General features: G+C 74.0%; 18 protein-coding genes. 17 read left to right on the forward strand and 1 reads right to left on the reverse strand.

From position 1 onward, the window contains the following. The first annotated feature begins 5 nt into the window (after nucleotides 1-5). From BLASA_RS10225 to BLASA_RS10305, 17 genes are all read left to right on the forward strand, one after another. Complete coding sequence (locus tag BLASA_RS10225; RefSeq protein WP_014376058.1) at nucleotides 6-1,784, forward strand: ABC transporter ATP-binding protein; 1,779 nt, start codon at nucleotides 6-8, stop codon at nucleotides 1,782-1,784. Then, nucleotides 1,781-3,622 (forward strand): ABC transporter ATP-binding protein, encoded by a 1,842-nt coding sequence (locus tag BLASA_RS10230; protein WP_014376059.1) that lies wholly within the window; start codon nucleotides 1,781-1,783, stop codon nucleotides 3,620-3,622. The genes BLASA_RS10225 and BLASA_RS10230 overlap by 4 nt, the downstream gene beginning before the upstream one ends. Nucleotides 3,623-3,777: 155 nt before the next feature. Then, nucleotides 3,778-4,776, forward strand: a complete 999-nt coding sequence (locus BLASA_RS10235) for a type IV toxin-antitoxin system AbiEi family antitoxin domain-containing protein (protein WP_014376060.1) — start codon at nucleotides 3,778-3,780, stop codon at nucleotides 4,774-4,776. A 151-nt stretch (nucleotides 4,777-4,927) separates the two neighbouring features. After that, nucleotides 4,928-6,598 carry an FAD-binding dehydrogenase gene (locus BLASA_RS10240; RefSeq protein WP_014376061.1) on the forward strand — a complete coding sequence of 557 codons (1,671 nt, stop codon included), beginning with the start codon at nucleotides 4,928-4,930 and terminating at the stop codon, nucleotides 6,596-6,598. 166 nt (nucleotides 6,599-6,764) lie between these two features. Next, complete coding sequence (locus tag BLASA_RS25015; protein WP_014376062.1) at nucleotides 6,765-7,463, forward strand: hypothetical protein; 699 nt, start codon at nucleotides 6,765-6,767, stop codon at nucleotides 7,461-7,463. A gap of 26 nt (nucleotides 7,464-7,489) precedes the next feature. Next, on the forward strand, nucleotides 7,490-7,867 hold the full coding sequence (gene hisI, locus BLASA_RS10250) for a phosphoribosyl-AMP cyclohydrolase (protein WP_014376063.1): 378 nt from the start codon (nucleotides 7,490-7,492) through the stop codon (nucleotides 7,865-7,867). Next, nucleotides 7,864-9,402 (forward strand): anthranilate synthase component I, encoded by a 1,539-nt coding sequence (locus BLASA_RS10255; RefSeq protein ID WP_014376064.1) that lies wholly within the window; start codon nucleotides 7,864-7,866, stop codon nucleotides 9,400-9,402. The genes hisI and BLASA_RS10255 overlap by 4 nt, the downstream gene beginning before the upstream one ends. After that, nucleotides 9,399-10,004, forward strand: a complete 606-nt coding sequence (locus BLASA_RS10260; protein WP_014376065.1) for a Trp biosynthesis-associated membrane protein — start codon at nucleotides 9,399-9,401, stop codon at nucleotides 10,002-10,004. Before BLASA_RS10255 ends, BLASA_RS10260 begins: the two co-directional genes overlap by 4 nt. A gap of 157 nt (nucleotides 10,005-10,161) precedes the next feature. Further along, nucleotides 10,162-10,971, forward strand: coding sequence for an indole-3-glycerol phosphate synthase TrpC (gene trpC / locus BLASA_RS10265; RefSeq protein ID WP_014376066.1), 810 nt, complete (start codon nucleotides 10,162-10,164; stop codon nucleotides 10,969-10,971). Between the two features lie 98 nt (nucleotides 10,972-11,069). Further along, on the forward strand, nucleotides 11,070-12,641 hold the full coding sequence (locus tag BLASA_RS10270) for an HNH endonuclease signature motif containing protein (RefSeq protein ID WP_014376067.1): 1,572 nt from the start codon (nucleotides 11,070-11,072) through the stop codon (nucleotides 12,639-12,641). A gap of 88 nt (nucleotides 12,642-12,729) precedes the next feature. Further along, nucleotides 12,730-14,079, forward strand: coding sequence for a tryptophan synthase subunit beta (trpB, locus tag BLASA_RS10275; RefSeq protein WP_014376068.1), 1,350 nt, complete (start codon nucleotides 12,730-12,732; stop codon nucleotides 14,077-14,079). Beyond that, nucleotides 14,076-14,876, forward strand: coding sequence for a tryptophan synthase subunit alpha (gene trpA / locus BLASA_RS10280; RefSeq protein ID WP_014376069.1), 801 nt, complete (start codon nucleotides 14,076-14,078; stop codon nucleotides 14,874-14,876). Before trpB ends, trpA begins: the two co-directional genes overlap by 4 nt. Continuing rightward, the gene (gene lgt / locus BLASA_RS10285; RefSeq protein ID WP_014376070.1) at nucleotides 14,876-15,811 is read left to right on the forward strand and encodes a prolipoprotein diacylglyceryl transferase; all 936 of its coding nucleotides are present in this window, start codon (nucleotides 14,876-14,878) and stop codon (nucleotides 15,809-15,811) included. Before trpA ends, lgt begins: the two co-directional genes overlap by 1 nt. A gap of 350 nt (nucleotides 15,812-16,161) precedes the next feature. Then, nucleotides 16,162-20,838 (forward strand): glutamate synthase large subunit, encoded by a 4,677-nt coding sequence (gene gltB / locus BLASA_RS10290; protein ID WP_014376071.1) that lies wholly within the window; start codon nucleotides 16,162-16,164, stop codon nucleotides 20,836-20,838. Beyond that, on the forward strand, nucleotides 20,831-22,333 hold the full coding sequence (locus BLASA_RS10295; RefSeq protein ID WP_014376072.1) for a glutamate synthase subunit beta: 1,503 nt from the start codon (nucleotides 20,831-20,833) through the stop codon (nucleotides 22,331-22,333). Before gltB ends, BLASA_RS10295 begins: the two co-directional genes overlap by 8 nt. Before the next feature lie 198 nt (nucleotides 22,334-22,531). Further along, nucleotides 22,532-23,947: a pyruvate kinase gene (gene pyk, locus BLASA_RS10300; RefSeq protein ID WP_014376073.1), complete on the forward strand. Its 1,416-nt coding sequence runs from the start codon at nucleotides 22,532-22,534 to the stop codon at nucleotides 23,945-23,947. After that, complete coding sequence (locus BLASA_RS10305) at nucleotides 23,944-24,822, forward strand: acyl-CoA thioesterase (RefSeq protein ID WP_014376074.1); 879 nt, start codon at nucleotides 23,944-23,946, stop codon at nucleotides 24,820-24,822. Before pyk ends, BLASA_RS10305 begins: the two co-directional genes overlap by 4 nt. A 15-nt stretch (nucleotides 24,823-24,837) precedes the next feature. Here BLASA_RS10305 and BLASA_RS10310 read toward each other — a convergent pair whose 3' ends face one another. Then, on the reverse strand, nucleotides 24,838-26,556 hold the full coding sequence (locus BLASA_RS10310) for a pyridoxal-dependent decarboxylase (RefSeq protein ID WP_014376075.1): 1,719 nt from the start codon (nucleotides 26,554-26,556) through the stop codon (nucleotides 24,838-24,840). Nucleotides 26,557-26,605 lie beyond the last annotated feature (49 nt).

Raw genomic sequence — 26,605 nt, forward strand, 5'->3', positions numbered from 1 at the left:
GCACCGTGGCCCGCCGCCGCCGAGACGCCGTCCTGCGCCGCGGGCTCCGCCACATCCGCCGGGCCGTCACCGAGCAGCCGCGCATGTTCGCCCTCGCCCTGCTCGGCAGCGCCCTGTACGGGGGCATGACCGTCGCCAGCGCCTGGGTCATCGGCGAGATCACCAGCCGGGTGCTGCTCCCGGCGTTCGACGAGGGGGCGACCACCGGCGCGGCGCTCACGCTGGCCGCGGTCGCGATCCTGGGCGTCGCCGTCCTCAAGATCGTGGGCATCCTCGGCCGGCGGCTGTTCGCCGGCGTCATGAGCTACCGGCTGCAGGCCGAGTACCGGCGCCGGGTGACCGGCCAGTACCTGCGGTTGCCGCTGTCCTGGCACCAGCGGCACCCGACCGGGCAGCTGCTGTCCAACGCCAACTCCGACGTCGAGGCCGCCTGGTTCTTCGTCGCGCCGCTGCCGTTCGCCTGCGGCGCGCTGGTGATGATCGCGATCACCGGCGTCGCGCTCGTCCTCACCGACCCCCTGCTCGCGGTCGTCGGCCTGGTCGTCTTCCCGCTGGTCTTCCTCGCCAACATCGTCTACTCGCAGGTGATGAGCCCGCGGATGCAGCGCGCCCAGCAGCTGCGCGCCGAGGTCAGCGAGATCGCGCACGAGAGCTTCGACGCGGCCCTGGTGGTCAAGACCCTCGGCCGCGAGGGCACCGAGACCGATCGCTTCGGCGAGCGGGCCGAGCAGCTGCGCGACGGCCTGATCGCGGTCGGGCGGGTCCGCGGGCTGTTCGACCCGATGATGGAGGCGCTGCCCAGCCTGGGCACCCTCGCCGTCCTGCTGATCGGCGCCGGCCGGGTCGCCGACGGCGCCGCCGACGCCGGTGAACTGGTCTCCATCGCCTACCTGTTCACGTTGCTGGCCCTGCCGATCCGGGCCATCGGGTGGGTGCTGGCCGACCTGCCGCGCGCGCTGGCCGGCTTCGACCGGGTGACCCCCGTCCTCGAGGCGACCGGCGAGACGCGCTACGGCCAGGACGCGGCTCCGGTCACCGCCGGGGGAGCGGGAGTGGCGCTGCGCGGGGCCGGTTTCACCTTCGCCGGCGGCACCCGCCCCACGGTCACCGACGTCACGTTCGACGTGCCGGCCGGCCGGACGGTGGCGGTGGTCGGGCCGACCGGCTCGGGCAAGTCCACGCTGGCCGGCCTGCTGGTCCGCCTGGTCGACCCGGCCGACGGCACCGTCCTGCTCGACGGCATCGACCTCCGCCGGCTGCGCGAGGGCGAGGTCAGCACCCAGGCGGCGTTCGTCGCCCAGAGCGCGTTCCTGTTCGACGACACCGTCCGCGACAACATCACCCTCGGCGGCCCGTACGACGACGAGCAGGTGTGGACGGCGCTCCGGGTGGCGGCGGCCGACGAGTTCGTCGCCGCCCTCCCCGAGGGCCTGGACACCCGGGTGGGGGAGCGGGGCGCCTCCCTCTCCGGCGGGCAGCGCCAGCGGCTGGCTCTCGCCCGCGCCGTCGTCCGGCGTCCGCGGCTGCTCGTCCTGGACGACGCCACGAGCGCGGTCGACCCGTCGGTCGAGGCACGGATCCTCGACGCGCTGCGCGCCAGCGAGCGCCCGGCGACGGTCGTGGTCGTGGCCTACCGCCAGGCGACGATCGCACTGGCCGACGAGGTGGTGTGGTTCGCCGAGGGGCGCGCCGTCGCCCGGGGCACGCATGCGCAACTGCTCGAGGACGTCCCGGGGTACGCCGAGCTGGTCCGGGCCTACTCGCAGGCGGAGGTGGCGGCGTGACCGCCGCGACGCTGCCCGCCGACCGCCGGGCCGAGGGCGCGATGACCACGCTGCGCCGGGGCCTGCGCATGATGCCGGAGTTCCGCCGCGGGCTGCCGGTCACCTTCGCCCTCGCCCTGGTCGCCACCGCCGGCCGGGTGGTCGTCCCCATCGCCGTCCAGCAGGTCATCGACCGCGGGCTGGACGGCCCCGACGGCCCGGACCTGGACCTGGTCGCCTGGCTGATCGCGGCCTCTGCGGTGGTCGTGCTGCTCACCGCCGTCGCGGTCTACCGGATGAACGTGCGGCTGTTCCGCACCACCGAGACCGCGCTGGCCATCCTGCGGGTGCGGGCCTTCCGCCATGTGCACGACCTCTCGGTGCTGCACCAGCAGGGCGAGCGGCGGGGGTCGCTGGTGTCCCGGGTGACCAGCGACGTCGACCAGTTGTCGGTGTTCATGCAGTGGGGCGGCGTGCTCGGCCTGGTGAGCATGGGTCAGCTCGTCGTCGCGACCGTCGTCATGGCCGTCTACTCCTGGCAGCTGACGCTGCTGGTCGTGGTCTGCTTCGTGCCGCTGGTGTTCGCCGTCCGCTGGTTCGCCCAGCGGCTCGCGCAGGTCTACGGCGTGGTGCGCGAGCGGGTCGGCGACGTGCTGGCCGCGGTCGCGGAGTCGGTGGTCGGCGCGCCGACGGTGCGCGCCTACGGCGTCCGCGCCCGCACCGCCGCGCGGTTGGACGCCGCCATCGACCGGCACTACCGGTCGCAGGTGGACGCCCAGAAGGTCACCGCCGCCGTGTTCGTCAGCGGCGAGTTCGTCGCCGCGGTCGCCAACGCCGCCGTCGTGGTGGTCGGCGTGCTGCTGGGCCTGGCCGGCGACATCTCCGCCGGCACCCTGGTCGCCTTCCTCTTCCTCGTCACCCTGTTCGTGGCGCCGGTGCAGACCGCCAGCGAGGTGCTCAACGAGGCGCAGAACGCGATCGCCGGGTTCCGGCGGGTGCTCGACGTCATCGACACCGAGCCCGACGTCCGCGACCCCGCCGTCGCCGCCCCCGACCGGGTGCGGGAGCTGCCCGCCGGGCCGCTGGGCGTCCGGTTCGAGCACGTCACCTTCCGCTACGCGCCCGGCGCGCGCCCGGCGCTGGACGACGTCGACCTCACCATCGCCCCCCGCACGCGGGTCGCCATCGTGGGGGAGACCGGCTCCGGCAAGACGACGTTCGCCAAGCTGGTCACCCGGCTCATGGACCCGGGCGACGGCCGCGTGCTGCTCGGGTCGGGCGACTGCGACTGCGGCTTCGTGCCGCTGGCCGAGGTCGCCTTCGCCTCGTTGCGTGCGCGGGTGGTGATGGTGCCCCAGGACGGGTTCCTGTTCGACGCGACGGTGGCCGAGAACGTGCGCTACGGCCGCCCCGGCATGACCGACGGGCAGGTCGTCGCCGCGTTCGGCGACCTGGGGCTCGGCGCCTGGCTCGCGGGCCTGCCTGACGGCGTGGCGACGGCGGTCGGCCAGCGCGGGGAGTCGCTGTCGGCGGGCGAGCGGCAGCTGGTCGCGATCGCCCGCGCCTACGTCGCCGACCCGGACCTGCTGGTGCTGGACGAGGCGACCAGCGCCGTGGACCCGGCCACCGAGCAGCGGCTCACCCGGGCGCTGGACACGCTGACCGAGGGCCGGACGACGCTCACCATCGCCCACCGGCTGTCCACCGCCGAGCGCGCCGACGAGATCCTCGTGGTCGCCGCCGGGCGGGTGGTGCAGCGCGGCACGCACGCGGAGCTGGTCGACGCCGACGGTCCCTACGCCCGGCTGCACGCCTCCTGGCGCCGGTCGTCGGCGGGCGAACCCGAGCCGGTGGGCTGACCTGCGGCGCCGACCTTCCCGTCGGGTCGCCGTCCTCGCGTTGCATCACGAGGACGGCGACCGCTCGGCGAGGACGGCCATCCACACCTGGCTGCGCTCTCCACAGAAGTGATCGACCGGTCGGCGCACAGTGCCGCCGACCGCAGCATCGGCGCATGCACCCCGCTCTTCGTGCCATCTCCGAAAGACGCTTGGGGATCTTCACGACCGCCGACGCCCTCGGTGCCGGCTACGGCGCGTCGGAGATCCGTGCCCTCTGCCGCTCCGGTTCCTGGGTACGGCTGCGACGAGGCGTGCTGATCGACGTAGCGGCCCTGGTGGCAGCCGAGGCGACGGGACGCCGCTACGACATCGACTGCCTCGCAGTCCTCCTGAGCCTGGACCGACCGTCGGCGGTGCTGAGCCACGCCTCGGCGGCCCGCCTGTGGGAGTTCCCGACGCCGCGAACGATCGAGCCGGTCTTCCGGCTCACCGACCCGGTGCAGTGGCGGCGCGGCCGCGACTACCTGGTGACCTGCGCACCGCTGTCGGCGGGTGAGCGCTGGCGGACGGGCCCACTTCCGCTCACCTCGGCGGCGCGAACGCTCGTCGACTGCGCGAGGGAGTGGCCGCTGGAGGACGCCGTCGTCGCGATGGACGCCGCTCTGCTGGCCGAGCGGCTGACGCCGGATGACCTCCGCCGCGCCACGGCCGCCGTCCACCACTGGCGCGGGGCCGGACGGGCGGCCCGCGCCACCGCGCACGCCGACGGGCGAGCCGAGTCGCCGTTGGAGACCCGCGGCAGGCTGCGCATCGTCGGCGCCGGGTTCCCTGCACCCGAGCTGCAGGTGGAGGTCCGCACCGGGGGACGGCTCGTCGGCGTGGTCGACGCCTGGTTCGACGAGGCCGCCATCGCGGTCGAGTTCGACGGGCAGGTGAAGTACGCGGACCCGTGGCGCGGGCGCGCCCCCGAGCGGGTGCTGTGGGAGGAGAAGCGACGCGAGGACGAGCTCCGTGCGCTCGACATCCGCGTCGCCCGGCTCGCGGACGCCGACGTCGGTTCCGGATGGCCGCGCGTGGAGCGGCGTCTGCGGGAGCTGCTCGCTGTCCCCGGCCCCGCGGTGCGGCGGTTCACCGCTACGCCCCGCCTCGCAGGAGTGCGGCGGACCGGCTGAGCGCGCCGTCCTCACCGATCGGTCGCCGACCTCGTGCTGCACCGCGAGGACGGCGACCCGACGGTGAGGTCGGCGACGAGGTCAGCGGCGTCGAGCAACTCGCCCGCCAGGGGGGAGGCGGCCGGCGGCCCGCGGCAGCTAGCGTCGCGCCGTGAGCACTGACACGCGCAGCTTCGAGGCGGACGTCGTCGTGGTGGGTGCGGGGCTGGCCGGGCTTGTCGCCACCGCCGAACTGGCCGACGCCGGCAAGCGGGTGATCCTGGTCGACCAGGAGCCGGAGGCGTCGCTGGGCGGGCAGGCGTGGTGGTCCTTCGGCGGCCTGTTCCTCGTCGACTCCCCGGAGCAGCGCCGGCTGCGCGTGCACGACTCGCTGGAGCTGGCCCGCCAGGACTGGTTCGGCAGCGCCGGGTTCGACCGCGACAGCGACCACTGGCCCCGGCAGTGGGCCGAGGCCTACCTGCAGTTCGCGGCGGGGGAGAAGCGCGCCTGGCTCAAGGAGCAGGGCATCGGCTTCTTCCCGATCGTCGGCTGGGCCGAGCGGGGCGGGTACACCGCCACCGGCCACGGCAACTCGGTGCCACGGTTCCACATCGTCTGGGGCACCGGCCCGGCCATCGTCGCCCCGTTCGAGCGGCGGGTGCGGGCCGCGGTGGAGGCCGGCCTCGTGGACCTGCGCTTCCGGCACCGGGTGTCGGAGCTGGTGGTGACCGAGGGCGCGGTGACGGGGGTGCGCGGTGCGGTTCTCCAGCCCAGCGACGTGGCCCGCGGGGAGGCCAGCTCGCGCACCGAGGTCGGCGAGTTCGAGATCGCCGCGCAGGCGGTCGTGGTCACCTCCGGCGGCATCGGCGGCAACCACGACCTGGTGCGCAGGAACTGGCCGGCGCGGCTGGGCCCCGCGCCGCAGCGGCTGCTGTCCGGCGTGCCCGCGCACGTCGACGGCCTGATGCAGGAGTCGGCCGTCGCGGCCGGCGCGAGCCGGGTGAACGCCGACCGCATGTGGCACTACACCGAAGGCATCGCCAACCACTCCCCGGTGTGGGCGCAGCACGGCATCCGGATCCTGCCCGGCCCCTCGTCGCTGTGGCTCGACGCCACCGGGCAGCGGCTGCCGGTGCCGCTGTTCCCCGGCTTCGACACCCTGGGCACCCTGGCCCACATCGGGCAGACCGGGTACGAGCACACCTGGTTCGTCGCCACCCACAAGATCGTCGAGAAGGAGTTCGCGCTGTCGGGCTCCGAGCAGAACCCCGACCTCACCGGCAAGGACGTCAAGCTCCTGGTCAACCGGGCGCGGGCCGGGGTGGCCGGACCGGTCCAGGCCTTCCTCGACCGCGGGGAGGACTTCGTCGTCGCCCGCACGTTGCCCGAGCTGGTGGCCGGGATGAACCGGATCACCGGCGGCGCTCCCGAGCTCGACCTCGCGCAGGTGGAGCGCGAGATCGTCGCGCGCGACCGCGAGGTGGCCCACCCGTTCACCAAGGACCTGCAGATCACCGCGATCCGCGGCGCCCGCAACTACCTCGGCGACAAGCTGATCCGCGTCGCTCCACCGCACCGGCTGCTCGACCCGGAGGCCGGGCCGCTGGTCGCCGTGCGACTGAACCTGATCACCCGCAAGTCCCTCGGTGGCCTGGAGACCGACCTCTCCGCTCGGGTCCTGCGCCCCGGCGGCGAGGTGTTCCCCGGGCTGTACGCCGCCGGCGAGGTCGCCGGCTTCGGCGGCGGCGGGGTGCACGGCTACCGCTCGCTGGAGGGCACGTTCCTCGGCGGCTGCCTGTTCTCCGGGCGGACGGCGGGCCGCGCGGTGGCGGCGGCCCTGTGAGCGGACAGGGACGTGAGCATCGCAGCGAGGCGGCCGACGACAGGGAGGGAGCATCGCAGCGAGGGACGAGCGAGGAGCGGACCGACCGCGGAGGCGGCCTGGACTTCCGAGCGAGGAGCGGAGCGTCCCGCGGGAGCGAACCCGGGTGCACTGTGAGCGGACAGGCGTGAGCGCACCCCGCGATCCCTGGTCCGACCCGGCGTCGCCCACGGAGCAGGTGCCGGCGTACGGCGGGCCGCCGCCCACGGTGCCGCCGCCCGGCTACGGCTACGGCCCGCCGGGTCCGTACGGTCCGGTCCCTCCGCCGTACGGCTACGGCCCACCGCCGCCGTACGGCTATCCGGGCCCCTACGCGCCGCCGTACCCGGCGGGGCCGTACGGACCGGGGCCGCAGCGCCGTCCCGGCCAGGTGGTCGGTGCCGCGGTGCTGACCTTCGTGCAGGCACTGCTGGTGCTCATCGCCTCGCTGTATGTCTGGTTCTTCGCCTCGATCGCGGAGCTGGCGATCGAGCAGACCCCCACCGCCGCCCCGGCCGTGTTCCACGAGTTCGCCCGTGAGGGCACCGTCCTGTCGATCGTCCAGATCGTGGCGGTGGTGCTCCTCGTGGCGGCCGGCATCCTGGCGCTCAACCGCCGCACCCGGGTGGCCTGGCTGCTGCTCGTGGGCGCCCATGTCGTGCAGCTGGTGCTGACGGCGTACTGGTGGGCGGAGCTGAACGACCTGCTCGGTCCGGCGGCGGCGGGGGAGGACGTCGGTGGGGTGCTGAGCGCGCTGAGCCTGTTCTTCGCCGCGGCACCCCTGGTCGCGCTCGGCCTCGTCCTGTTCGGCGGCGGCCGCCGGTGGTTCACCGCCCGGCAGTCCTGACCGCCGGGCACGGCACACTGGCGGGCATGTCCGCGCGTGAGGCCTCCGATCCCGTACTGGCCCCCGAGGTCGCCGACCTGCTGCGTCGCGACCCTGCCGGGCTGGTCGCCGCCGTCGTCCAGCAGCACGACACCCACGAGGTGCTCATGGTCGCCTGGATGGACGACGAGGCGCTGCGCCGCACGCTGACCACCGGCCGGGCCACCTACTGGTCGCGCAGCCGCGCCGAGTACTGGGTGAAGGGGGAGACCTCCGGGCACCGCCAGTGGGTCCGGGACGTCCGCCTGGACTGCGACGGGGACGCGCTGCTGGTGCTGGTGGACCAGGAGGGCGCCGCCTGCCACACCGGCGAGCGCAGCTGCTTCCACCGGCCGCTTCCCGCCGTCCAGGCGGTGGCCCCATGAGGTTCGGCAGCACCTGGCCCTCGCGCGAGGAGTTCGCGGCGCTGGACGGGGCGGGCGGGACGGCCATGGTCCCGGTGACGCGGCGGCTGCTCGCCGACAGCGAGACCGCCGTCGGCGTCTACCGCAAGCTGGCCGGGGACCGCCCCGGCACCCTGCTGCTCGAGTCGGCCGAGCAGGGCAAGCGCTGGGCCCGGTACAGCTTCGTCGGCGTGCGCAGCGCGGGCGTGCTCACCGAGCGGGGCGGCCGCACCCAGTGGCTCGGGGACGACGTGCCGGGGATCACCGACGATCTCCCGGCCGACCCCCTCGACGCCGTCCGGGTGATGGCGCGGCGGCTGCGCTCGCCCCGCGCCCCGGGGCTCCCTCCGCTCACCGGTGGCCTGGTCGGCTACCTGGGCTACGACGTGGTGCGCCGCCTGGAGCGGCTGCCGGAGACGAGCACCGACGACCTCGGCATGCCGGAGCTGGCGATGATGCTGGTGACCGACCTGGCCGTGCTCGACCACGCCGACGGGTCGGTACTCCTGATCGTGAACGCGCTGCGCGGGGCGGGCGGGCAGGACGCCGCCGGCTACGACGCCGCCGTCGCCCGGTTGGACGACATGGCCGCCGCCCTCGTCGCGCCGTCCGCCCCGGCGGTCGCGGTGTTCGAGCCCGCCGACGCCCCGACGGTGCGCAGCAACCTGGCGCCCGGCGCCTACGAGGAGGGGGTCGAGCGGATCCGCGAGCACATCCGGGCCGGCGACGCCTTCCAGGTGGTGCTCGCGCAGCGGTTCGAGCTGGAGACCGAGGTGGGGGCGCTGGACCTGTACCGGGTGCTGCGGGCGACGAATCCGTCGCCGTACATGTACCTGCTGCGGTTCGCCGGGCAGAGGACGCCGTTCGACGTCGTCGGCTCCTCGCCGGAGGCGCTGGTGACGGTCACCGGCTCCTCGGCCGTCGTCCACCCGCCGGCCGGTACCCGCCCGCGCGGTGCCACGCCCGAGGAGGACGTGCGGCTGGCCGACGGGCTGCTCGCCGACCCCAAGGAGCGGGCCGAGCACGTGATGCTCGTCGACCTCGCGCGCAACGACCTGGGCCGGGTCTGCGTGCCGGGCAGCGTCGAGGTGCCCGATTTCATGCGGGTGGAGCACTACAGCCACGTCATGCACCTGGTCTCCACCGTCGCCGGCCAGGTCAGCCCCGGGTGCGACGCCCTGGACGTCTTCGACGCCACCTTCCCGGCCGGCACGGTCTCGGGGGCGCCGAAGCCGAGCGCCATGACGATCATCGAGACCCTCGAGCCGACCCGCCGGGCCCTCTACGCCGGCACCGTCGGCTACCTCGACGCCAGCGGCGACATGGACATGGCGATCGCGATCCGGACCGCCGTCCTGCACCAGGGCCGGGCCTACGTGCAGGCCGGCGCCGGCGTCGTGGCCGACAGCGACGCTGCCGCCGAGGAGGCCGAGACGCGGCACAAGGCGCGGGCGGTGCTCTCGGCGATAGCCACGGCCGAGGGCCTGCGGGAGCTGCGGGGCCGGGAGGACGGGTGAGCCCGACGGCGCACCGCCGGGAACTCGCCGCCGCGGTGCTCGCCGTCGCGGCGGCCGGCGCGCTGGCGCTGTCGGCGGCCGGCCAGCGGTGGGCGCAGGTCACCGCCGAGCGCCGGGCGCCGCTCCCACCCGTGACCGGGATGCTGTCGGGCGGCGACGCGGCGCCGCTGATTCCCGCGTCCGGGCTGGTGCTCCTGGCCGCGGCCGTGGCTCTCCTGGCGGTGCGGGGCGTCGGCCGGGTCGTCGTCGGGCTGCTCGTGGCCGCCGCCGGGGCGGCCCTGGTGCTGTCGGGGCTGCGCGTCCTCGCCGGGGGAGTGCCGGACGCCGCCGCGGACCTGCCCGGGCTGGGCGGAGGTCAGCTGAGCGCCACGACGGTGGAGGTGTCGGCGACCTGGCCGGTGCTCGTCCTCGTCGCCGGCCTGCTGGCCGTGGCGGCCGGCGGACTGGCCGCCGCCCGCGGTCGGGCCTGGCCGGCCATGGGACAGCGTTACGAGCGCAGCCCCGCAGCGAGGCGGTCGGCGGAGGACCGGGCCGACGACGCGTGGAAGGCGCTGGACCGCGGCGAGGACCCCACCGACGTGCCGCCCGGGCGCCCCGTATAGCGCAACCGGACGAGCCCGGCCACCCCACCCCGGACCGGAGCGTGTCCGGAGCGCCTCTAGAGTGATCTCACCCATCCGCCCGGTGCGGGATCGACGTACGAGAGGCAGCGGCGCCCATGCGCAACCACGGGACCTCGGCCGAGGCTGCGAGGACGCCGTGAACGTGCTCGACGAGATCGTGACCGGCGTCCGCACCGACCTCGCCGTGCGCGAGGCCGCTACGCCGCTCGACCGGATCAAAGCGGCGGCGCAGGCCGCCCGGCCGGCGCACGACGCCCTGGCCGCCCTGCGGGCCCCTGGCGTCGGGGTCATCGCCGAGGTCAAGCGCCGCAGCCCGTCCAAGGGCGACCTGGCCGACATCGCCGATCCGGCGTCGTTGGCCCAGCAGTACGCCGCCGGTGGCGCACGGGTGATCTCGGTGCTCACCGAGGGACGCCGCTTCGGGGGATCGCACGCCGACCTGGCCGCGGTCCGGGCGGTGGTCGACGTCCCGGTGCTGTGCAAGGACTTCATCGTCAGCAGCTACCAGGTCCACGAGGCGCGCGCCTATGGCGCCGACGTCGTCCTGCTGATCGTCGCGGCGCTCGAGCAGAACGTGCTCGTCGGACTGCTGGAGCGGGTCGAGTCCCTCGGCATGACGGCGCTGGTCGAGGTGCACACCGAGGCCGAGGCCGACCGCGCCCTGGCCGCCGGCGCCTCGGTCATCGGCGTCAACGCCCGCGACCTCACCACCCTCCAGGTCGACCGGTCGACATTCGAGAAGATCGCCCCCGGGCTGCCGTCGGAGGTCGTGAAGGTCGCCGAGTCCGGTGTCCGCGGCCCGCACGACCTGATCAGCTACGCCGCCGCCGGGGCCGACGCGGTGCTCGTCGGCGAGGGCCTGGTCACCGCCGGGGACGCCCGCCAGGCGGTGGCCGACCTGGTCACGGCCGGCTCGCACCCGGCCACCCCGCGCACCACCCGCTGAAGAAGGACCCTCCTCCACTGCTCGCACACTCGCGGCGGGCCCCTGCGGGAGGGCCGACAAGGCCGGAAACCGTCGTACCCCTTGCCTAGCGTGGGGTCATGTCGTCGGGTGTCGGGTTCGCGGTCGGGGTGACCGTGGTGCCGGTCGACCAGGCCCCGTTGCCGTGGGAGATCGACGATCCCGACCCGGTGCGGTGGGCGGAGCCGTTGGGTGCACGGCTGCCGGCCCACCGGTCGGCGGCGGAGGTGGCCGTGCTGCTGCAGCAGATCGCGGTGGCCGAGGCCCAGTTGGCGGCGTTGCGCTTGGAGCTGGTGATGGATCTGGCCGCGGCCCGCCCGGCGCCGGGTGATCCGCGCCCGGGTGGGGAGCGGGCCGGTGAGGTGCGACCGGCGGGGACGAGTGAGTTCGTGGCCGACGAGCTGGCGATGGTCCTGAACTGCAGTTGGACGGCGGCGGTGACGCTGCTGGGCCAGTCCGAGACGCTGACCACCCGGCTGCCGGCCACCCACGTCGCCTTGCGGGTCGGTGAGCTGGACTGGCCGCGGGCCCGGGCGATCGCCGAGGAGCTCCGGGCCACGGCTCCGGAGGCCGACCCGGCGGTGGTCGAGGCGGTCGAGGCCGCGGTGCTGCCGGGTGCGGCGGAGTCGTCGGTGCGCCGGCTGCGGGAGGCGGTGCGCCGGGAACTGCTGGCCCGGGACGCGGAGGCGGCCGACCGGCGGCGGGAGCGGGCGCGGCGCGGAGCGGATGTGACGGTCCGCCCGGTCGGGGACGGGATGAGTCTGCTGGCGATGCTCCTGCCGCAGCAGGACGCCAGGGCCTGCCGGAACGCGGTGGATCAGCACGCTCCCACCGCGAAGGACGCCGGTGACCCTCGCCCGATCGGCATGCTCCGCGCCGGCGCGGCGGCCGATCTGATGCTGCGCCCCTGGGACGACAACCGGCCGGCGGTGACCGCGCAGCTGACCGTGGTGGCTCCGCTGGAGGCACTCACAGTCGGGGCGTTCCTGGACAAGGGCGCCACGTTGCCTGCGGCCTTCGTAGCGCCCGGTGCTCTCGCGCACACGGGCGAGGTGGACGGCGAGCCGATCACCGCAGCCCACGTCCGCGAGCTCCTCGAGCAGTTGGACGCCATCTGCCCGGGCGGGCTGCAGGCACCGACCGGCGGCAGCCTGGACATCGCGATCACCGATGCCACCGGCGCGCTGCTGGCCGTGACCGGCCGCACCGAACTGCAGCGGCTGGCCCGCCGCGGCTGCCCCGACCACCCCGACACCGGATGCGGTTGCCCGCTGCTCGCCCGGCCCGGCGCGGTCGACCGGTACCGCCCCTCGGCTGCTCGGCAGCGATTCCTCCGCGTGCGGGACCGCACCTGCCGGCACCCCGGCTGTAGCGTGCGCGCCGGCTGGGCGGACCTCGACCATGTGATCGCCCACGCGGACGGCGGCCCGACCAGTTGCGAGAATTTGTGCTGCCGCTGCCGGCGGCACCACCGGCTCAAGACGTTCGCGCCGGGCTGGCGGCACGCGATGACCCCCGACGGGGTGCTCACCGTGATCACCCCGAGCGGCGTGACCCGGATCAGCCGACCACCCGGCTTCCACGTGCTGACCGGACCACCCGCACCACCACCCCCGGAACCGGCCCTGGCGGATGACCCACCACCTTTCTGAGGCGGCGAGGGACGAGGTGCGCACCGGTCCGGTGGCATCGGGCAGACCCCTGCGCCGATCGGGGCGCCGGGCGCGGGACACTGTGTTCATGACGACCACCAGCCCGCCGCAGCCCGGAGAACTCTCCCTCCCGGCGCGCCCGGGCTGGCCGGACGCCACGGGGCACTTCGGGGTCTTCGGTGGCCGCTTCGTGCCCGAGGCGCTGATCGCGGCGCTCGACGAGCTCACCGAGGCCTACGAGGCCATGCGCGTGGACCCCGCCTTCCTCGCCGAGTTCGCCCGGCTGCAGCGGGACTACACCGGCCGGCCCAGCCCCGTCACCGAGGTGCCGAAGTTCGCCGAGCACTGCGGCGGCGCCCGGGTGCTGCTCAAGCGAGAGGACCTCAACCACACCGGCTCGCACAAGATCAACAACGTGCTGGGCCAGGCGCTGCTCACCAAGCGCATCGGCAAGTCCCGCGTCATCGCCGAGACCGGGGCCGGCCAGCACGGCGTCGCCACGGCGACCGCTGCCGCGCTCATGGGGTTGTCCTGCACCGTGTACATGGGCGAGGAGGACACCCGCCGGCAGGCGCTCAACGTGGCCCGCATGCGACTCCTGGGCGCCGAGGTCATCCCCGTGACCACCGGGTCCCGCACGCTCAAGGATGCGATCAACGAGGCGTTCCGCGACTGGGTCACCAACGTGGAGACCACCAACTACGTGTTCGGCACCGTCGCCGGGCCGCACCCGTTCCCGGCGATGGTCCGCGACTTCCAGCGGGTCATCGGCGACGAGGCCCGCGCCCAGGTCCTGGAGCGGGAGGGCCGGCTGCCCGACGCCGTCCTGGCCTGCGTCGGCGGTGGGAGCAACGCGATCGGCATCTTCACCGCCTTCGTGCCGGACGAGGACGTGCGGTTGCTCGGCCTGGAGGCCGGTGGCGACGGCGTGGACACCGATCGGCACGCGGCCACCATCACCGGCGGGACGCCGGGTGTGCTGCACGGGGCCCGCTCGTACCTGCTGCAGGACGAGAACGGCCAGACGATCGAGTCGCACTCCATCAGCGCCGGACTCGACTATCCCGGCGTCGGCCCCGAGCACTCCTACCTGCACGACATCGGCCGGGCCGAGTACCGCCCGGTCACCGACGCCGAGGCGATGGAGGCGTTCGCGCTGCTCTGCCGCACCGAGGGCATCATCCCGGCGATCGAGTCCGCGCACGCGCTCGCCGGCGCGATGCAGCTCGGCCAGGAGATGGGGACGGGCGCGCTGCTGCTGGTCAACCTCTCCGGCCGCGGCGACAAGGACGTCGAGACGGCATCCCGCTGGTTCGGGCTGGGCGACCGCGAGGAGGTCGACCCCGGCCCGGGGCTCGACACCGACCAGCAGCCCACCGAGGGTGCGGTCAGCAACGACGAGGCCGTGCGCGGCGACGAGGCGGGGAAGCAGGCATGAGCGCGCTCGAGGACCGCATCGGGGCCGCAAAGGCCGAGGGGCGTGCGGCGCTGGTCGCCTACCTGCCGGTCGGCTATCCCGACGTCGACGGGTCGATCGCCGCCATGGTGGCCGCCGTCGAGGCCGGCGCCGACGTGATCGAGGTCGGCGTCCCGTACAGCGACCCCGGCATGGACGGCCCCGTCATCCAGCAGGCGGTCGACGTCGCCGTCCGCGCGGGGGTGGGCATGCGGGACGTGCTCCGCGCCGTCCGGGCGGTGGCCGACGCCGGCGCCGTCGCCGTGGTGATGAGCTACTGGAACCCGATCGAGCGCTACGGCGTCGACCGCTTCGCCACCGACCTCGCCGCCGCAGGCGGCGCGGGTGCGATCACCCCCGACCTGATCCCCGACGAGGCGGGGGAGTGGATCGCCGCCAGCGACCGCGCCGGTCTCGACCGGGTCTTCCTCGTGGCGCCGTCGTCCACCGACGCGCGGCTGGCCACGACGGCGGCCGCGTGCCGCGGCTTCGTCTACGCCGCCTCCACCATGGGCGTCACCGGCACCCGGGCGACCGTCGGCGACGCGGCCGAGACGCTGGTGGCCCGCACCCGCCAGGCGGCGCCGGACCGGCACGTCTGCGTCGGGCTGGGGGTCTCGGACGGCGACCAGGCGGCCGAGGTGGCCGCGTTCGCCGACGGGGTCATCGTCGGCTCGGCCTACGTCCGGGAGCTGCTCGAGGGCCGCGGCGCCGCCGGGGTGCGCGCCCTGACCGAGGACCTCGCCGCGGGCGTCCGGCGCGCGGGGGTGCGGGCGTGATGGTCCTGGCCGCCATCCCGAGCCCCACGCAGGGCGTCTGGGAGCTCGGCCCGTTCCCGATCCGCGCGTACGCGCTGGCGATCATCGCCGGCATCGTCGCCGCGGTCTGGCTCACCCAGAAGCGCTGGGTCGCCCGGGGCGGGCGGGCTGAGGACGTGCTGGACATCGCCGTCTGGGCGGTGCCGTTCGGCATCGTCGGCGGCCGGATCTACCACGTGATCTCCAGCCCGCGCCCCTACTTCGGTGAGGGCGGTGACCCGCTGCGGGCCTTCGCCATCTGGGAGGGCGGGCTCGGCATCTGGGGCGCGGTCGCCCTCGGCGGCGTGGGGGCGTGGATCGCCTGCCGGCGCCGCGGCATCCCGTTGCCCGCCTTCGCCGACGCGGTGGCCCCCGGCCTGCTGGTCGCCCAGGCGATCGGGCGGTTGGGCAACTGGTTCAACAACGAGCTCTACGGCGGCCCCACCGACCTGCCGTGGGCGCTGACGATCTACGAGTGGAGCGGGGGCCGGGCGGTCACCGGGGCCGACGGCGAACCGGTGGTGCTGGGCACCTTCCACCCGACCTTCCTCTACGAGCTGCTGTGGAACCTCGCGGCCGCGGCGTTCGTGATCTGGGCCGACCGGCGGTTCCGGCTCGGCCACGGCCGTGCCTTCGCCCTCTACGTCGCCTCCTACTGCCTCGGCCGGCTGTGGATCGAGTTGATGCGGACGGATCCGGCCGAGACGTTCTTCGGCGTCCGGGTCAACGTCTTCACCGCCGTCATCGTGGGGCTGCTGGCGATCGGCTACTTCGTCTGGCAGCGCGGCCGGCCGCGTGAGGAGATCGACCGCTCGGACGCGGCGGCGGAGCGCTCCCAGGAGGTGACCGGTCGCCGGGCAGACGCCCGGCAGGCGCCCGCCCGTGAGAACGATCACGAGCCGCCCGCCCCCACCTGACCCACTGCTCCACCGCTGGTCCGGCCGCGGATCGCGGCGCCCCGGACAGCCGGGCATGGCGTGAGTTCGCTCATGTCGCTGCCGCGGTACCGCTGTGTACCCTTCGGGCTGACCCGCCGGCGATCCTGGCCGGGTCGTCGTGTCGGAACCGGGCCAGCGCTGCCCCGCGGACGACGGCCCGCCGGCAACAACCGGTGGGCTCGCGCCACCACCGGCCGGGGCACCTGTTCCCGCCGGCACCCGCGCTCCGCACGTGCCGCCATCTCCGCCGCCCTTGACCTCCGGCCCGGGCCCCGCCCCCCGTCCGACCTCCCCCAGAGGGACGACGGTGCGCCGACGACGGGAGTGACATGACCGACCTTCCCGCCTCCGCCCCCGCGGCAGTGCCCTTCTCCGCGGTGCCCGCCGCTGTGCCCTTCTCCGCCCTGCCCGCCCCCACCGGCCTGTACGACCCGGCGAACGACAAGGACGCCTGCGGTGTCGCCTTCGTGGCCGACGCGCGTGGAAGACGGAGCCGGCGCATCGTGCAGGCCGGCCTCACCGCGCTGCACAACCTGGACCACCGGGGTGCCGCGGGTTCCGAGCCCAACTCCGGTGACGGCGCCGGCATCCTCACCCAGATCCCCGACGCCCTGCTGCGCGCCGGCGTCGGGTTCGACCTGCCGCCCATGGGCGAGTACTCGGTGGGCATCGCCTTCATGCCCGTCGACGAGCGGGAGCGGGCCGCCCGCGTCGAGGACATCGCCCGCCTGGCCGAGGAGGAGGGGCTCACCGTCCTGGGCTGGCGCGACGTGCCGGTCGACCCCGACGGCGCCGATCTCGGCCCCACCGCGCGCGCGGTCATGCCGCACTTCGCCCAGCTGTTCGTGGCCGAGACCATGGGCGCCCGGGCGGACGAGACCGCCTTCGGCGGCAACAAGGTGTGCAACGGCGTCACCCGGCTCGAGCGGCGCTCCTTCGTGCTGCGCAAGCGGGCCGAACGCGCCGCCGTGGACGCCGGCAGCTCCCTCTACATCACCTCGCTGTCGTCCCGGACGATCACCTACAAGGGCATGCTGACCACCGACCAGCTGCCGCTGTTCTTCCCCGACCTGCGCGACGAGCGCTACGAGTCGGCGATCGCACTGGTGCACAGCCGTTTCTCGACCAACACCTTCCCGAGCTGGCCGCTGGCCCACCCGTTCCGGTTCATCGCGCACAACGGCGAGATCAACACCATCAAGGGCAACCGCAACCGGATGCGGGCCCGCGAGGCGAAGCTCGCCACCGAGCTCTTCGACGGCCCGGCCGGCCCGGCGTCGGAGCTCGGGCTGGAGCGGATCTTCCCGGTCACCGCGAGCGACTTCAGCGACTCGGCGACCTTCGACGAGGTGCTGGAGCTGCTGCACCTGTCGGGCCGGTCGCTGCCGCACGCGGTGTTGATGATGATCCCCGAGGCGTGGGAGAACCACGACGAGATGGACCCGGCCCGCCGGGCGTTCTACCGGTTCCACTCCTCGATCATGGAGCCGTGGGACGGGCCCGCCGCGGTCTGCTTCACCGACGGCACGCTGATCGGCGCCGTCCTCGACCGCAACGGCCTGCGCCCGGGCCGGTGGTGGCACACCAAGGACGACCTGGTCGTCATGGCCAGCGAGGTCGGCGTGCTCGACATCCCCGCCGCCGACGTCGTCGCCAAGGGCCGGCTGCAGCCGGGCCGGATGTTCCTGGTCGACACCGCCTCCGGGCGGATCGTCTCCGACGAGGACGTCAAGGGCGCCCTGGCCGCCGGGCAGCCGTACGACGACTGGCTGCACGCGGGGCTGGTGCACCTGCCCGCGCTTCCCGAGCGCCGCCGGTCCCGGCCGAGCCACGAGTCGGTCGTCCGGCGTCAGACGCTGTTCGGCTACACCGAGGAGGACCTGCGCCTGCTGGTGACGCCGATGGCGGCCAGCGGTGCCGAGCCGATCGGCTCCATGGGCACCGACACCCCGATCGCGCCGCTCTCGGACCGCTCCCGGCTGCTCTACGACTACTTCGGGCAGCTCTTCGCCCAGGTCACCAACCCGCCGCTGGACGCCATCCGCGAGGAGCTGGTGACCAGCCTGGGCCGCACCTTCGGCCCGGAGCAGAACCTGCTGGCGGCCACCCCGGCGTCGTGCCGGCAGGTGCACCTGCCGTTCCCGGTCATCGACAACGACGAGCTGGCCAAGATCCTGCACATCGACGACGACGGCGACCTGCCGGGCTACGCCGCCGTCCGGATCACCGGCCACTTCGACGTCAACGGTGGCGGCACAGCACTGGCCGAGGCGATCGAGCAGCTGCGCAGCAAGGTCAGCAAGGCAATCTCCGCCGGCGCCCGCATCATCGTGCTCTCCGACCGGGACTGCGACGAGCAGCGCGCGCCGATCCCGTCGCTGCTCATGACCGCCGCGGTCCACCACCACCTGGTGCGGGAGAAGACCCGCATGGAGGTCGGTCTGGTCGTCGAGTCCGGCGACTGCCGCGAGGTGCACCACGTGGCACTGCTGCTGGGCTACGGCGCGGCCGCGGTGAACCCCTACCTGGCCTTCGAGTCGATCGAGGACCTCATCCGCGACGGCGCCCTGACCGGCGTGGAGCCGGCGCAGGCTGTCCGGAACATGGTGAAGGCGCTCGGCAAGGGCGTCCTCAAGGTGATGAGCAAGATGGGCATCAGCACCGTCGGCTCGTACACGATGGCGCAGATCTTCGAGGCCGTCGGTCTCTCGCAGGACCTCGTCGACGAGTACTTCACCGGCACCTCGGCCCCGCTGGGCGGCGTCGGCATCGACGTGCTCGCCGAGGAGGTGGCGATGCGCCACCGCCGGGCCTACCCGGAGAACCCGACCGAGCGGGCGCACCGCACCCTGGAGACCGGCGGCGAGTACCAGTGGCGCCGCGAGGGCGAGGTGCACCTGTTCAACCCCGAGACGGTGTTCCTCCTGCAGCACGCCACGCGGTCGCGGCAGTACGACGTCTTCGAGAAGTACACGCAGGCCGTCGACAAGATGTCCGAGGACGCCGCCACCCTCCGCGGGCTGTTCACGCTGAAGACCGGTGTCCGGCCCCCCGTGCCGCTCGACGAGGTGGAGCCGGTCAGCGAGATCGTCAAGCGGTTCAACACCGGCGCGATGAGCTACGGCTCCATCTCGCAGGAGGCCCACGAGACCCTCGCCATCGCCATGAACCGCCTCGGCGGGCGGTCCAACACCGGTGAGGGCGGCGAGGACCCCGACCGCTTCACCCCCGACCCGAACGGCGACCTGCGCCGCTCGGCCATCAAGCAGGTGGCGTCGGGCCGGTTCGGCGTCACGAGCGAGTACCTGGTCAACGCCGACGACATCCAGATCAAGATGGCGCAGGGCGCCAAGCCCGGCGAGGGCGGTCAGCTGCCGGGCGGCAAGGTCTACCCGTGGGTGGCCCGCACGCGGCACTCCACGCCGGGTGTCGGTCTGATCAGCCCGCCGCCGCACCACGACATCTACTCGATCGAAGACCTCAAGCAGCTGATCCACGATTTGAAGAACGCCAACGACGCGGCACGGGTGCACGTCAAGCTGGTCGCCGAGGTCGGCGTCGGGACGGTCGCGGCCGGCGTCAGCAAGGCGCACGCCGACGTCGTCCTGATCTCCGGGTTCGACGGCGGCACCGGCGCCGCCCCGCTGACCTCGCTCAAGCACGCCGGCTCCCCGTGGGAGCTGGGCCTGGCCGAGACCCAGCAGACGCTGCTCGCCAACGGCCTGCGCGACCGCATCGTGGTGCAGGTCGACGGCCAGATGAAGACGGGTCGCGACGTCATCGTGGCCGCGCTGCTGGGCGCCGAGGAGTTCGGCTTCGCCACCGCGCCGCTGGTGGTCTCCGGCTGCGTGATGATGCGGGTCTGCCACCTGGACACCTGCCCGGTCGGCGTGGCCACGCAGAACCCGGAGCTGCGCAAGCGGTTCACCGGGCGCCCGGAGTTCGTCGTCACCTTCTTCGAGTTCCTCGCGGAGCAGGTGCGGCACCACCTGGCCGAGCTGGGCTTCCGGTCGATCGACGAGGCCGTCGGCCACGCCGAGCTGCTGGACACCCGCCAGGCGGTCGACCACTGGAAGGCGGCGGGCCTGGACCTCGCGCCGATGCTGGTGGTCCCCGAGCTGCCCGAGGGCACGCCGCGCCGCGCGGTGCGGGGCCAGGACCACGGCCTCGACGTCGCGCTGGACCAGACCCTCATCCAGCTGTGCGAGGGGGCGCTGCTCGACGCCCGGCCGGTGAGCCTCGAGCTGCCGGTCCGCAACGTCAACCGCACCGTCGGCACGATGCTGGGTTCGATGGTCACCCGTCGCTTCGGCGGCGAGGGCCTGCCCGAGGGCACGATCGACCTGACCTTCGGTGGGTCGGCCGGGCAGTCGTTCGGCGCGTTCGTGCCGCGGGGCATCACCATGCGGCTGTTCGGTGACGCGAACGACTACGTCGGCAAGGGCCTGTCGGGTGGGCGGATCATCGTCCGGCCCTCCCGCGAGGCGTCGTTCGCCGCGGAGGACAACGTCATCGCCGGCAACGTCATCGGGTACGGCGCCACCAGCGGGGAGATCTTCCTGCGCGGGCGGGTCGGCGAGCGGTTCTGCGTCCGCAACTCCGGGGCGCTCGCGGTCGTCGAGGGCGTGGGCGACCACGCCCTGGAGTACATGACCGGTGGCCGTGCGGTGATCCTCGGGCCGACCGGTCGCAACGTCGCCGCCGGCATGTCCGGTGGCATCGGGTACGTGCTGGACCTCGCCCGTCACCGGGTGAACAGCGAGATGGTCGACGTCGAGCCGCTGGACGGCGAGTCCGCGCAGTGGCTGCGCGACGTGCTGGTCCGGTACGCGGCCGACACCGAGTCGCCGGTCGCCGCGGCGCTGCTGGCCGACTGGGGCCGCTGGTCCGGGCAGTTCAGCGTGATCATGCCGCGCGACTACCGGCGGGCTCTCGAGGCCCGGCGGGCAGCCGAGGCGGCGGGTGTTGATGTGGATCGAGCAGTGATGGAGGCGGCACGTGGCTGACCAGACCGGTTTCCTGAAGTACGAGCGCGCGCTGCCGCCGCGCCGGCCCGTCGAGCTCCGGATCATGGACTGGAAGGACGTCTACAGCCTGCGGCAGAACGGCGAGGACCCGCTCTTCCCGACGGCGGAGGTGCGCACCCAGGCCGCCCGCTGCATGGACTGCGGCATCCCGTTCTGCCACCACGCCTGCCCGGTGGCGAACCTGATCCCGGAGTGGAACGACCTCGCCCGCCGCGACGACTGGCACGACGCGATCGAGCGGCTGCACGCGACCAACAACTTCCCGGAGTTCACCGGGAAGCTGTGCCCGGCTCCGTGCGAGGGCTCGTGCGTGCTGAACCTGCAGGAGTCCCCGGTCACGATCAAGCAGATCGAGTGGGAGATCATCGACCGGGCGTGGGACGAGGGCTGGGTGGCCCCGCAGACTCCCGCCGAGCGCACCGGCAAGAAGGTCGCCGTCGTCGGCTCCGGGCCGGCCGGCCTCGCCGCCGCCCAGCAGCTCACCCGGGCCGGGCACGACGTGACCGTCTACGAGCGGGCCGACCGGGCCGGCGGCCTGCTGCGGTACGGCATTCCCGAGTTCAAGATGGAGAAGTCCGTCCTGGACCGGCGGCTGGACCAGATGCGCGCCGAGGGCACCCGGTTCGTCACCGATGTGGACGTCGGTGGCGCGGGGGAGAACGACCTCTCTCCCGAGCAGTTGCGCGGCGAGTTCGACGCCGTGGTGCTCGCCGGCGGCGCGACCATCGGGCGCGACCTGCCGGCGCCCGGCCGGGAGCTGGCCGGGATCCACCTGGCGATGGAGTACCTGCCCTACGGCAACCTGCAGGCGCTGGGCGAGCTGGACGACCCGCCGATCAACGCCCACGGCAAGCACGTGGTGATCATCGGTGGCGGCGACACCGGGGCCGACTGCCTGGGCACCGCGCACCGGCAGGGTGCGGCCTCGGTCGCGCAGTTGGAGATCATGCCGACCCCGCCGGACCGCCGGGACCAGGGCGCCAACCCCTGGCCGACCTACCCGATGATCATGCGCGTCTCCAGCGCGCACGAGGAGGGCGGCGAGCGGCTGTACTCGGTGAACACCGAGCGATTCCTGGGCGACAGCGCCGACGGCACGGAAGGTCGCGTGCGGGCCCTGCTGCTGCACGAGGTCGAGCGCGTGGACGGCCGGTTCCAGAAGATCGAGGGCAGCGAGCGCGAGCTGCCGGCCGACCTGGTCTTCCTCGCCATGGGATTCACCGGCGCCCAGCGTGACGGCCTGGTCGACGCCCTCGGTGTGGAGGTCGACGGCCGCGGCAACGTCTCCCGTGACGACGAGTTCATGTCCACCGTGCCCGGGGTCTTCGTGGCCGGTGACATGGGCCGCGGCCAGTCGCTCATCGTCTGGGCCATCGCGGAGGGCCGTGCCGCGGCCGCCGCCGCCGACACCTGGCTGACCGGCGAGTCGATGCTGCCGCGGCCGGTCACCCCGACGGCGGTCGCGCTGCGATAACACTGTCGTCCTACCGGACGACACCGCGGTGACATGGCGGTCCTCCGGACCGCACCGCGGCCAGGTGCCGTCCCCGACCGGCACGGAGCCCAAGCCCCGTGTCCCGGTCGGGGACCCTCCGGGCCCCGCGACCGGTCCACACCGCGACGCGGAGCCCGGTCCCGGTGTGCTCGGACCCACCCCACTACCGTTCACTTCATGTCCCGCCGCGCCAAGATCGTCTGCACCCTGGGTCCCGCCACCAGCTCCGCGGAGCAGGTGAACGCCCTCGTCGAGTCGGGGATGGACGTCGCCCGGCTCAACTTCAGCCACGGGTCGCACGAGGACCACGCCTCCGCCTATGCGCTGGTGCGGGAGGCGTCCGACCGGGTGGGTCACGCGGTGGCCATCCTCGCCGACCTCCAGGGCCCCAAGATCCGTCTCGGCACCTTCGCCGACGGACCGGTCACCTGGGTCACGGGCAGCCAGATCTGCATCACCGTCGAGGAGGTGGCCGGGACCGCGGAGCGGGTCTCCACCACCTACAAGGACCTCGCCAACGATGTCCGCGTCGGTGACCGGCTGCTGGTCGACGACGGCAACCTGTCGCTGAGCGTGGTGCGCGTGGAGGGCCCCGACGTCTTCTGCCTGGTGGTCGAGGGCGGCACCGTCTCGAACAACAAGGGGCTGTCGCTGCCCGGCGTCGCGGTCAGCGTGCCGCCGCTGTCCGACAAGGATGAGCGGGACCTGCGCTTCGCCCTCCACCTCGGCGTCGACTTCATCGCGCTGTCCTTCGTGCGCTCGCCCACCGACGTCGCGCTGGTGCGGGATGTCATGCGGCAGGAGGACATCTACGTCCCCGTCATCGCCAAGCTGGAGAAGCCCGAGGCCGTCCGGAACCTCGACGCGATCGTCGAGGCCTTCGACGGCATCATGGTCGCCCGCGGCGACCTCGGTGTGGAGCTGGCCCTGGAGCAGGTGCCGCTGGTGCAGAAGCGGGCGATCCAGGCCGCCCGGGAGCGCAACAAGCCGGTCATCGTGGCCACCCAGATGCTCGAGTCGATGATCACCAACTCCCGGCCGACCCGCGCGGAGGCATCCGACGTGGCCAACGCGGTCCTCGACGGCGCGGACGCGGTGATGCTGTCGGGCGAGACCTCCGTCGGGGCGTACCCCATCGGGGCGGTGCGGACGATGGACCGGATCATCCACGCGGTCGAGAGCGACCACCTGTGGGTGCCGGAGCTGGTGCGCCGGTCGCGGTCCCGCTCGGGGGCGATCGTGCGGGCGGCCCGGGACATCGGGGAGTCGCTGGACGTCAAGGCACTGGCGACCTTCACGCAGACCGGCGAGACCGCCCGGCGGCTGGCAGCCCTGCATCCCCGCCAGCCGCTGCTGGCCTTCACCGTCGACGCCCGCGTGCGCAGCCAACTGGCGCTCTCGTGGGGCGTGGAGACGTTCCTCGTTCCCGCGGTGGAGCACACCGACGACATGGTGGCCCAGGTGGACTTCTCGCTGCTGTCGATCGGCCGGCTGAAGGTGGACGACCGGGTCGTCGTCGTGGCGGGCAGCCCGCCGAACACCGTCGGCTCGACCAACCTCATCCGCGTGCACGAGGTGGGTACCGACTCGTGAACGAGGGCGCGGAGGCCACCCAGGCGGCGGCGCTCCTGTCGGTGCTCGACCTGACCGAGCGGGAAACGGACGTGTTCGTCGGGCGGACCCCGACCACCGAGCGGCAGCGCATCTTCGGGGGGCAGGTCGCCGGCCAGGCGCTCGTGGCCGCGGGGCGCACCGTCCCGGTCGAACGCGGCGTGCACTCGCTGCACTCGTACTTCCTCCGGCCCGGTGATCCGACCGAGGAGATCCGCTACTCGGTGGACCGGATCCGGGACGGGCGCTCGTTCACCACCCGGAGGGTCATCGCCTGCCAGCGGCGCAACGGCGAGGACGTCGCCATCTTCGCGCTCACCGCGGACTTCCACGCGGGGGAGCCCGCCGTCGCAGAGCATGCACTCCCGATGCCGGCCGTGCCCGGCCCCGAGGACCTGCCGGGCACCGACGAGATCGTCGCCCGGCACGGTGGGCAGGCGGCCTGGATGGCGGCGATGGGCCGCGTCGTCGAGCAACGCTTCACGCGAGACCCGTTCGCGGCGCCGCCCAAGGCGCCGCCGGACACGCAGACCTGGACCTGGTTCCGCGTCGCCGGGGAGCTGACCGACGATCCGGTCGTGCAGGCCGCGGCGCTGACCTTCGTGAGCGACCTGACCCTGCTGTCGGCGGGGTTCGCCCGGCTCGGTGGGGGCTGGCCGGACTTCGTCGGCGCCAGCCTCGACCACGCGGTGTGGTTCCACCGCCGCGTCCGCGCCGACGACTGGCTGCTCTACGAGACCGACAGCCCTGCGGCGTCGTCCGGGCGGGCCCTGTGCTTCGGGCAGGTCTGGTCCGCCGACGGCACGCATGTGGCCACGGTGGCCCAGGAGGGGCTCATCCGGTCCCTGGACCGCTGAGCGCCCGGCGGGCGGTCAGCTGCGCCCACCCGTGGACTCGGCAGCGTCGGCGACGGCCTGCCCGTCCGAGTGGACCTCGGCGGCCTGGGGAGCCCCGGCCTCGAGCTGCTCGGTCGCCGCCCCTCCGGCCTCGCGCTGATCGGCGCCAAGCTGCTCGGTCTCCTCGGCGCCCGCCTGGTCCGACCGCTCCTGCTCCGCCCGGGCCCGGTCGCGCTCGGTCTCCGCGCGTTCCCGGTCCGCCGCGCGTGCGGCGGCCTGCTCGGCGGCCTGGGCGGCGAAGTCGGCGGCGAGCCAGTCGTGGCCCTCCACGAGCAGGGTCCAGACCCGCTCGACGTGCGCCCGCGTCGTGGCCGGCGAGCCGACGGCCACCCGCAGCACCGGCTCCCGCCCGACGGTGGTGTGGGTCAGGAAGACCTCGCCGCCGTCGTTGAGCCGGTCCAGCAGCGTCATCGTCGCGACGTCGGCGTCGACCCCCTCGGGCCAGCGGGGCTTCAGGCAGACCAGCGACAACGGGTGCGGCGCGACGACGTCGAACCGCTCGTCGGCCTCGGCCCACCCGGCCAGCTCCTGCGCCATGGCGACGTGCGAGCGGATGTGCGCCCGCAGCCCCTCGGCGCCGTACCAGCGGACCACGAACCAGAGCTTCAGCGCACGGAAGCGGCGGCCCAGCGGGATCTGCCAGTCGCGGAAGTCGACGACCGCGCCGGCGTCCGTGGCCGCGTTGCGCAGGTAGTCGGGGAGGATCGAGAGCGCGCCGGTGAGAGCCGCGCGGTCGGCGACCCAGAAGAGCGTGGCGTCGAACCCCGTGAGCAGCCACTTGTGCGCGTCGGTGGTGTAGCTGTCGGCCCACTCGACGCCGGCCTGCAGCTTCCGCAGTTCCGGCACGACGGCACTGACGCCCGCGTAGGCGGCGTCGACGTGCAGCCAGACGCCGTACTGCCGGCAGATCGGCCCGATGGCCGCGAGCGGGTCGACGGCGGTGGTCGAGGTGGTGCCCACCGTGGCGCAGACGAGGACCGGCCGGTAGCCGCGGGCGACGTCCCGCTCCAGGCGCGCGGCCAGCGCGCCGGGGTTCATCGCGAGGTCGCCGCCGACCTCCACGATGCGGACCGCATCGGTGCCGAGACCGGCGATGCGCACGGCCTTCTCCATCGAGGAGTGGGTCTCGCTCGAGACGTAGACCGTGGCGCGCTCGGGCTCGACGCCCTGGCGGACGGTCGCGCCGCCGCTGGCCCGGTGCAGGGCCGCCAGGAGGGCGACCAGGTTGGCGCCGGAGCTGGAGTCCTGGACGACGCCGCCGCCGGTGCCCGAGGAGCGGAAGGACTCCGGCAGGCCGAGGAGGTCGGCCAGCCAGTCCATGACGTGCTGCTCCAGCTCGGTGGCCGCGGGGCTGGTCACCCACGACATGCCCTGCACGCCCAGCCCTGCCGAGACCAGGTCGCCGAGCACCGACGGGCCGGAGGTGTTGGCCGGGAAGTAGCCGAAGAAGCCGGGGTGCTGCCAGTGCGTGACGCCGGGCACGACGACGCGGTCGAGGTCGGCCAGGATCGCGTCGAACGGCTCGCCCTGCTCGGGGGCGGACGCCGGAAGGGAGTCCCGGACGTCGCCGGGGGAGACCGGCGAGCGCACCGGGAGGGAGCCGATCCGCGTCCAGTAGTCGGCGATCCAGTCGACGATCTCGTGCCCGTGGCGCCGGAACTGCTCGGGGGTCATGTGCGGGGCAGGCTCGGTCACGGTGCCACCGTATTGGGTCGGCTCCGCCCGTCGCGGGTGCCTCCCGGGA

Origin of the sequence: Blastococcus saxobsidens DD2, assembly GCF_000284015.1 — a bacterium.
In the GTDB taxonomy this organism is placed as follows: domain Bacteria; phylum Actinomycetota; class Actinomycetes; order Mycobacteriales; family Geodermatophilaceae; genus Blastococcus; species Blastococcus saxobsidens_A.

What these genes read in the sequence shown, in the direction of transcription:
- BLASA_RS10235 (WP_014376060.1), top strand. Translation starts at nt 3,778, where the DNA reads ATGCACCCCGCTCTTCGTGCCATCTCCGAAAGACGCTTGGGGATCTTC.
- hisI (WP_014376063.1), top strand. Translation starts at nt 7,490, where the DNA reads ATGTCCGCGCGTGAGGCCTCCGATCCCGTACTGGCCCCCGAGGTCGCC.
- BLASA_RS10255 (WP_014376064.1), top strand. Translation starts at nt 7,864, where the DNA reads ATGAGGTTCGGCAGCACCTGGCCCTCGCGCGAGGAGTTCGCGGCGCTG.
- BLASA_RS10270 (WP_014376067.1), top strand. Translation starts at nt 11,070, where the DNA reads ATGTCGTCGGGTGTCGGGTTCGCGGTCGGGGTGACCGTGGTGCCGGTC.
- trpB (WP_014376068.1), top strand. Translation starts at nt 12,730, where the DNA reads ATGACGACCACCAGCCCGCCGCAGCCCGGAGAACTCTCCCTCCCGGCG.
- trpA (WP_014376069.1), top strand. Translation starts at nt 14,076, where the DNA reads ATGAGCGCGCTCGAGGACCGCATCGGGGCCGCAAAGGCCGAGGGGCGT.
- lgt (WP_014376070.1), top strand. Translation starts at nt 14,876, where the DNA reads ATGGTCCTGGCCGCCATCCCGAGCCCCACGCAGGGCGTCTGGGAGCTC.
- gltB (WP_014376071.1), top strand. Translation starts at nt 16,162, where the DNA reads ATGACCGACCTTCCCGCCTCCGCCCCCGCGGCAGTGCCCTTCTCCGCG.
- pyk (WP_014376073.1), top strand. Translation starts at nt 22,532, where the DNA reads ATGTCCCGCCGCGCCAAGATCGTCTGCACCCTGGGTCCCGCCACCAGC.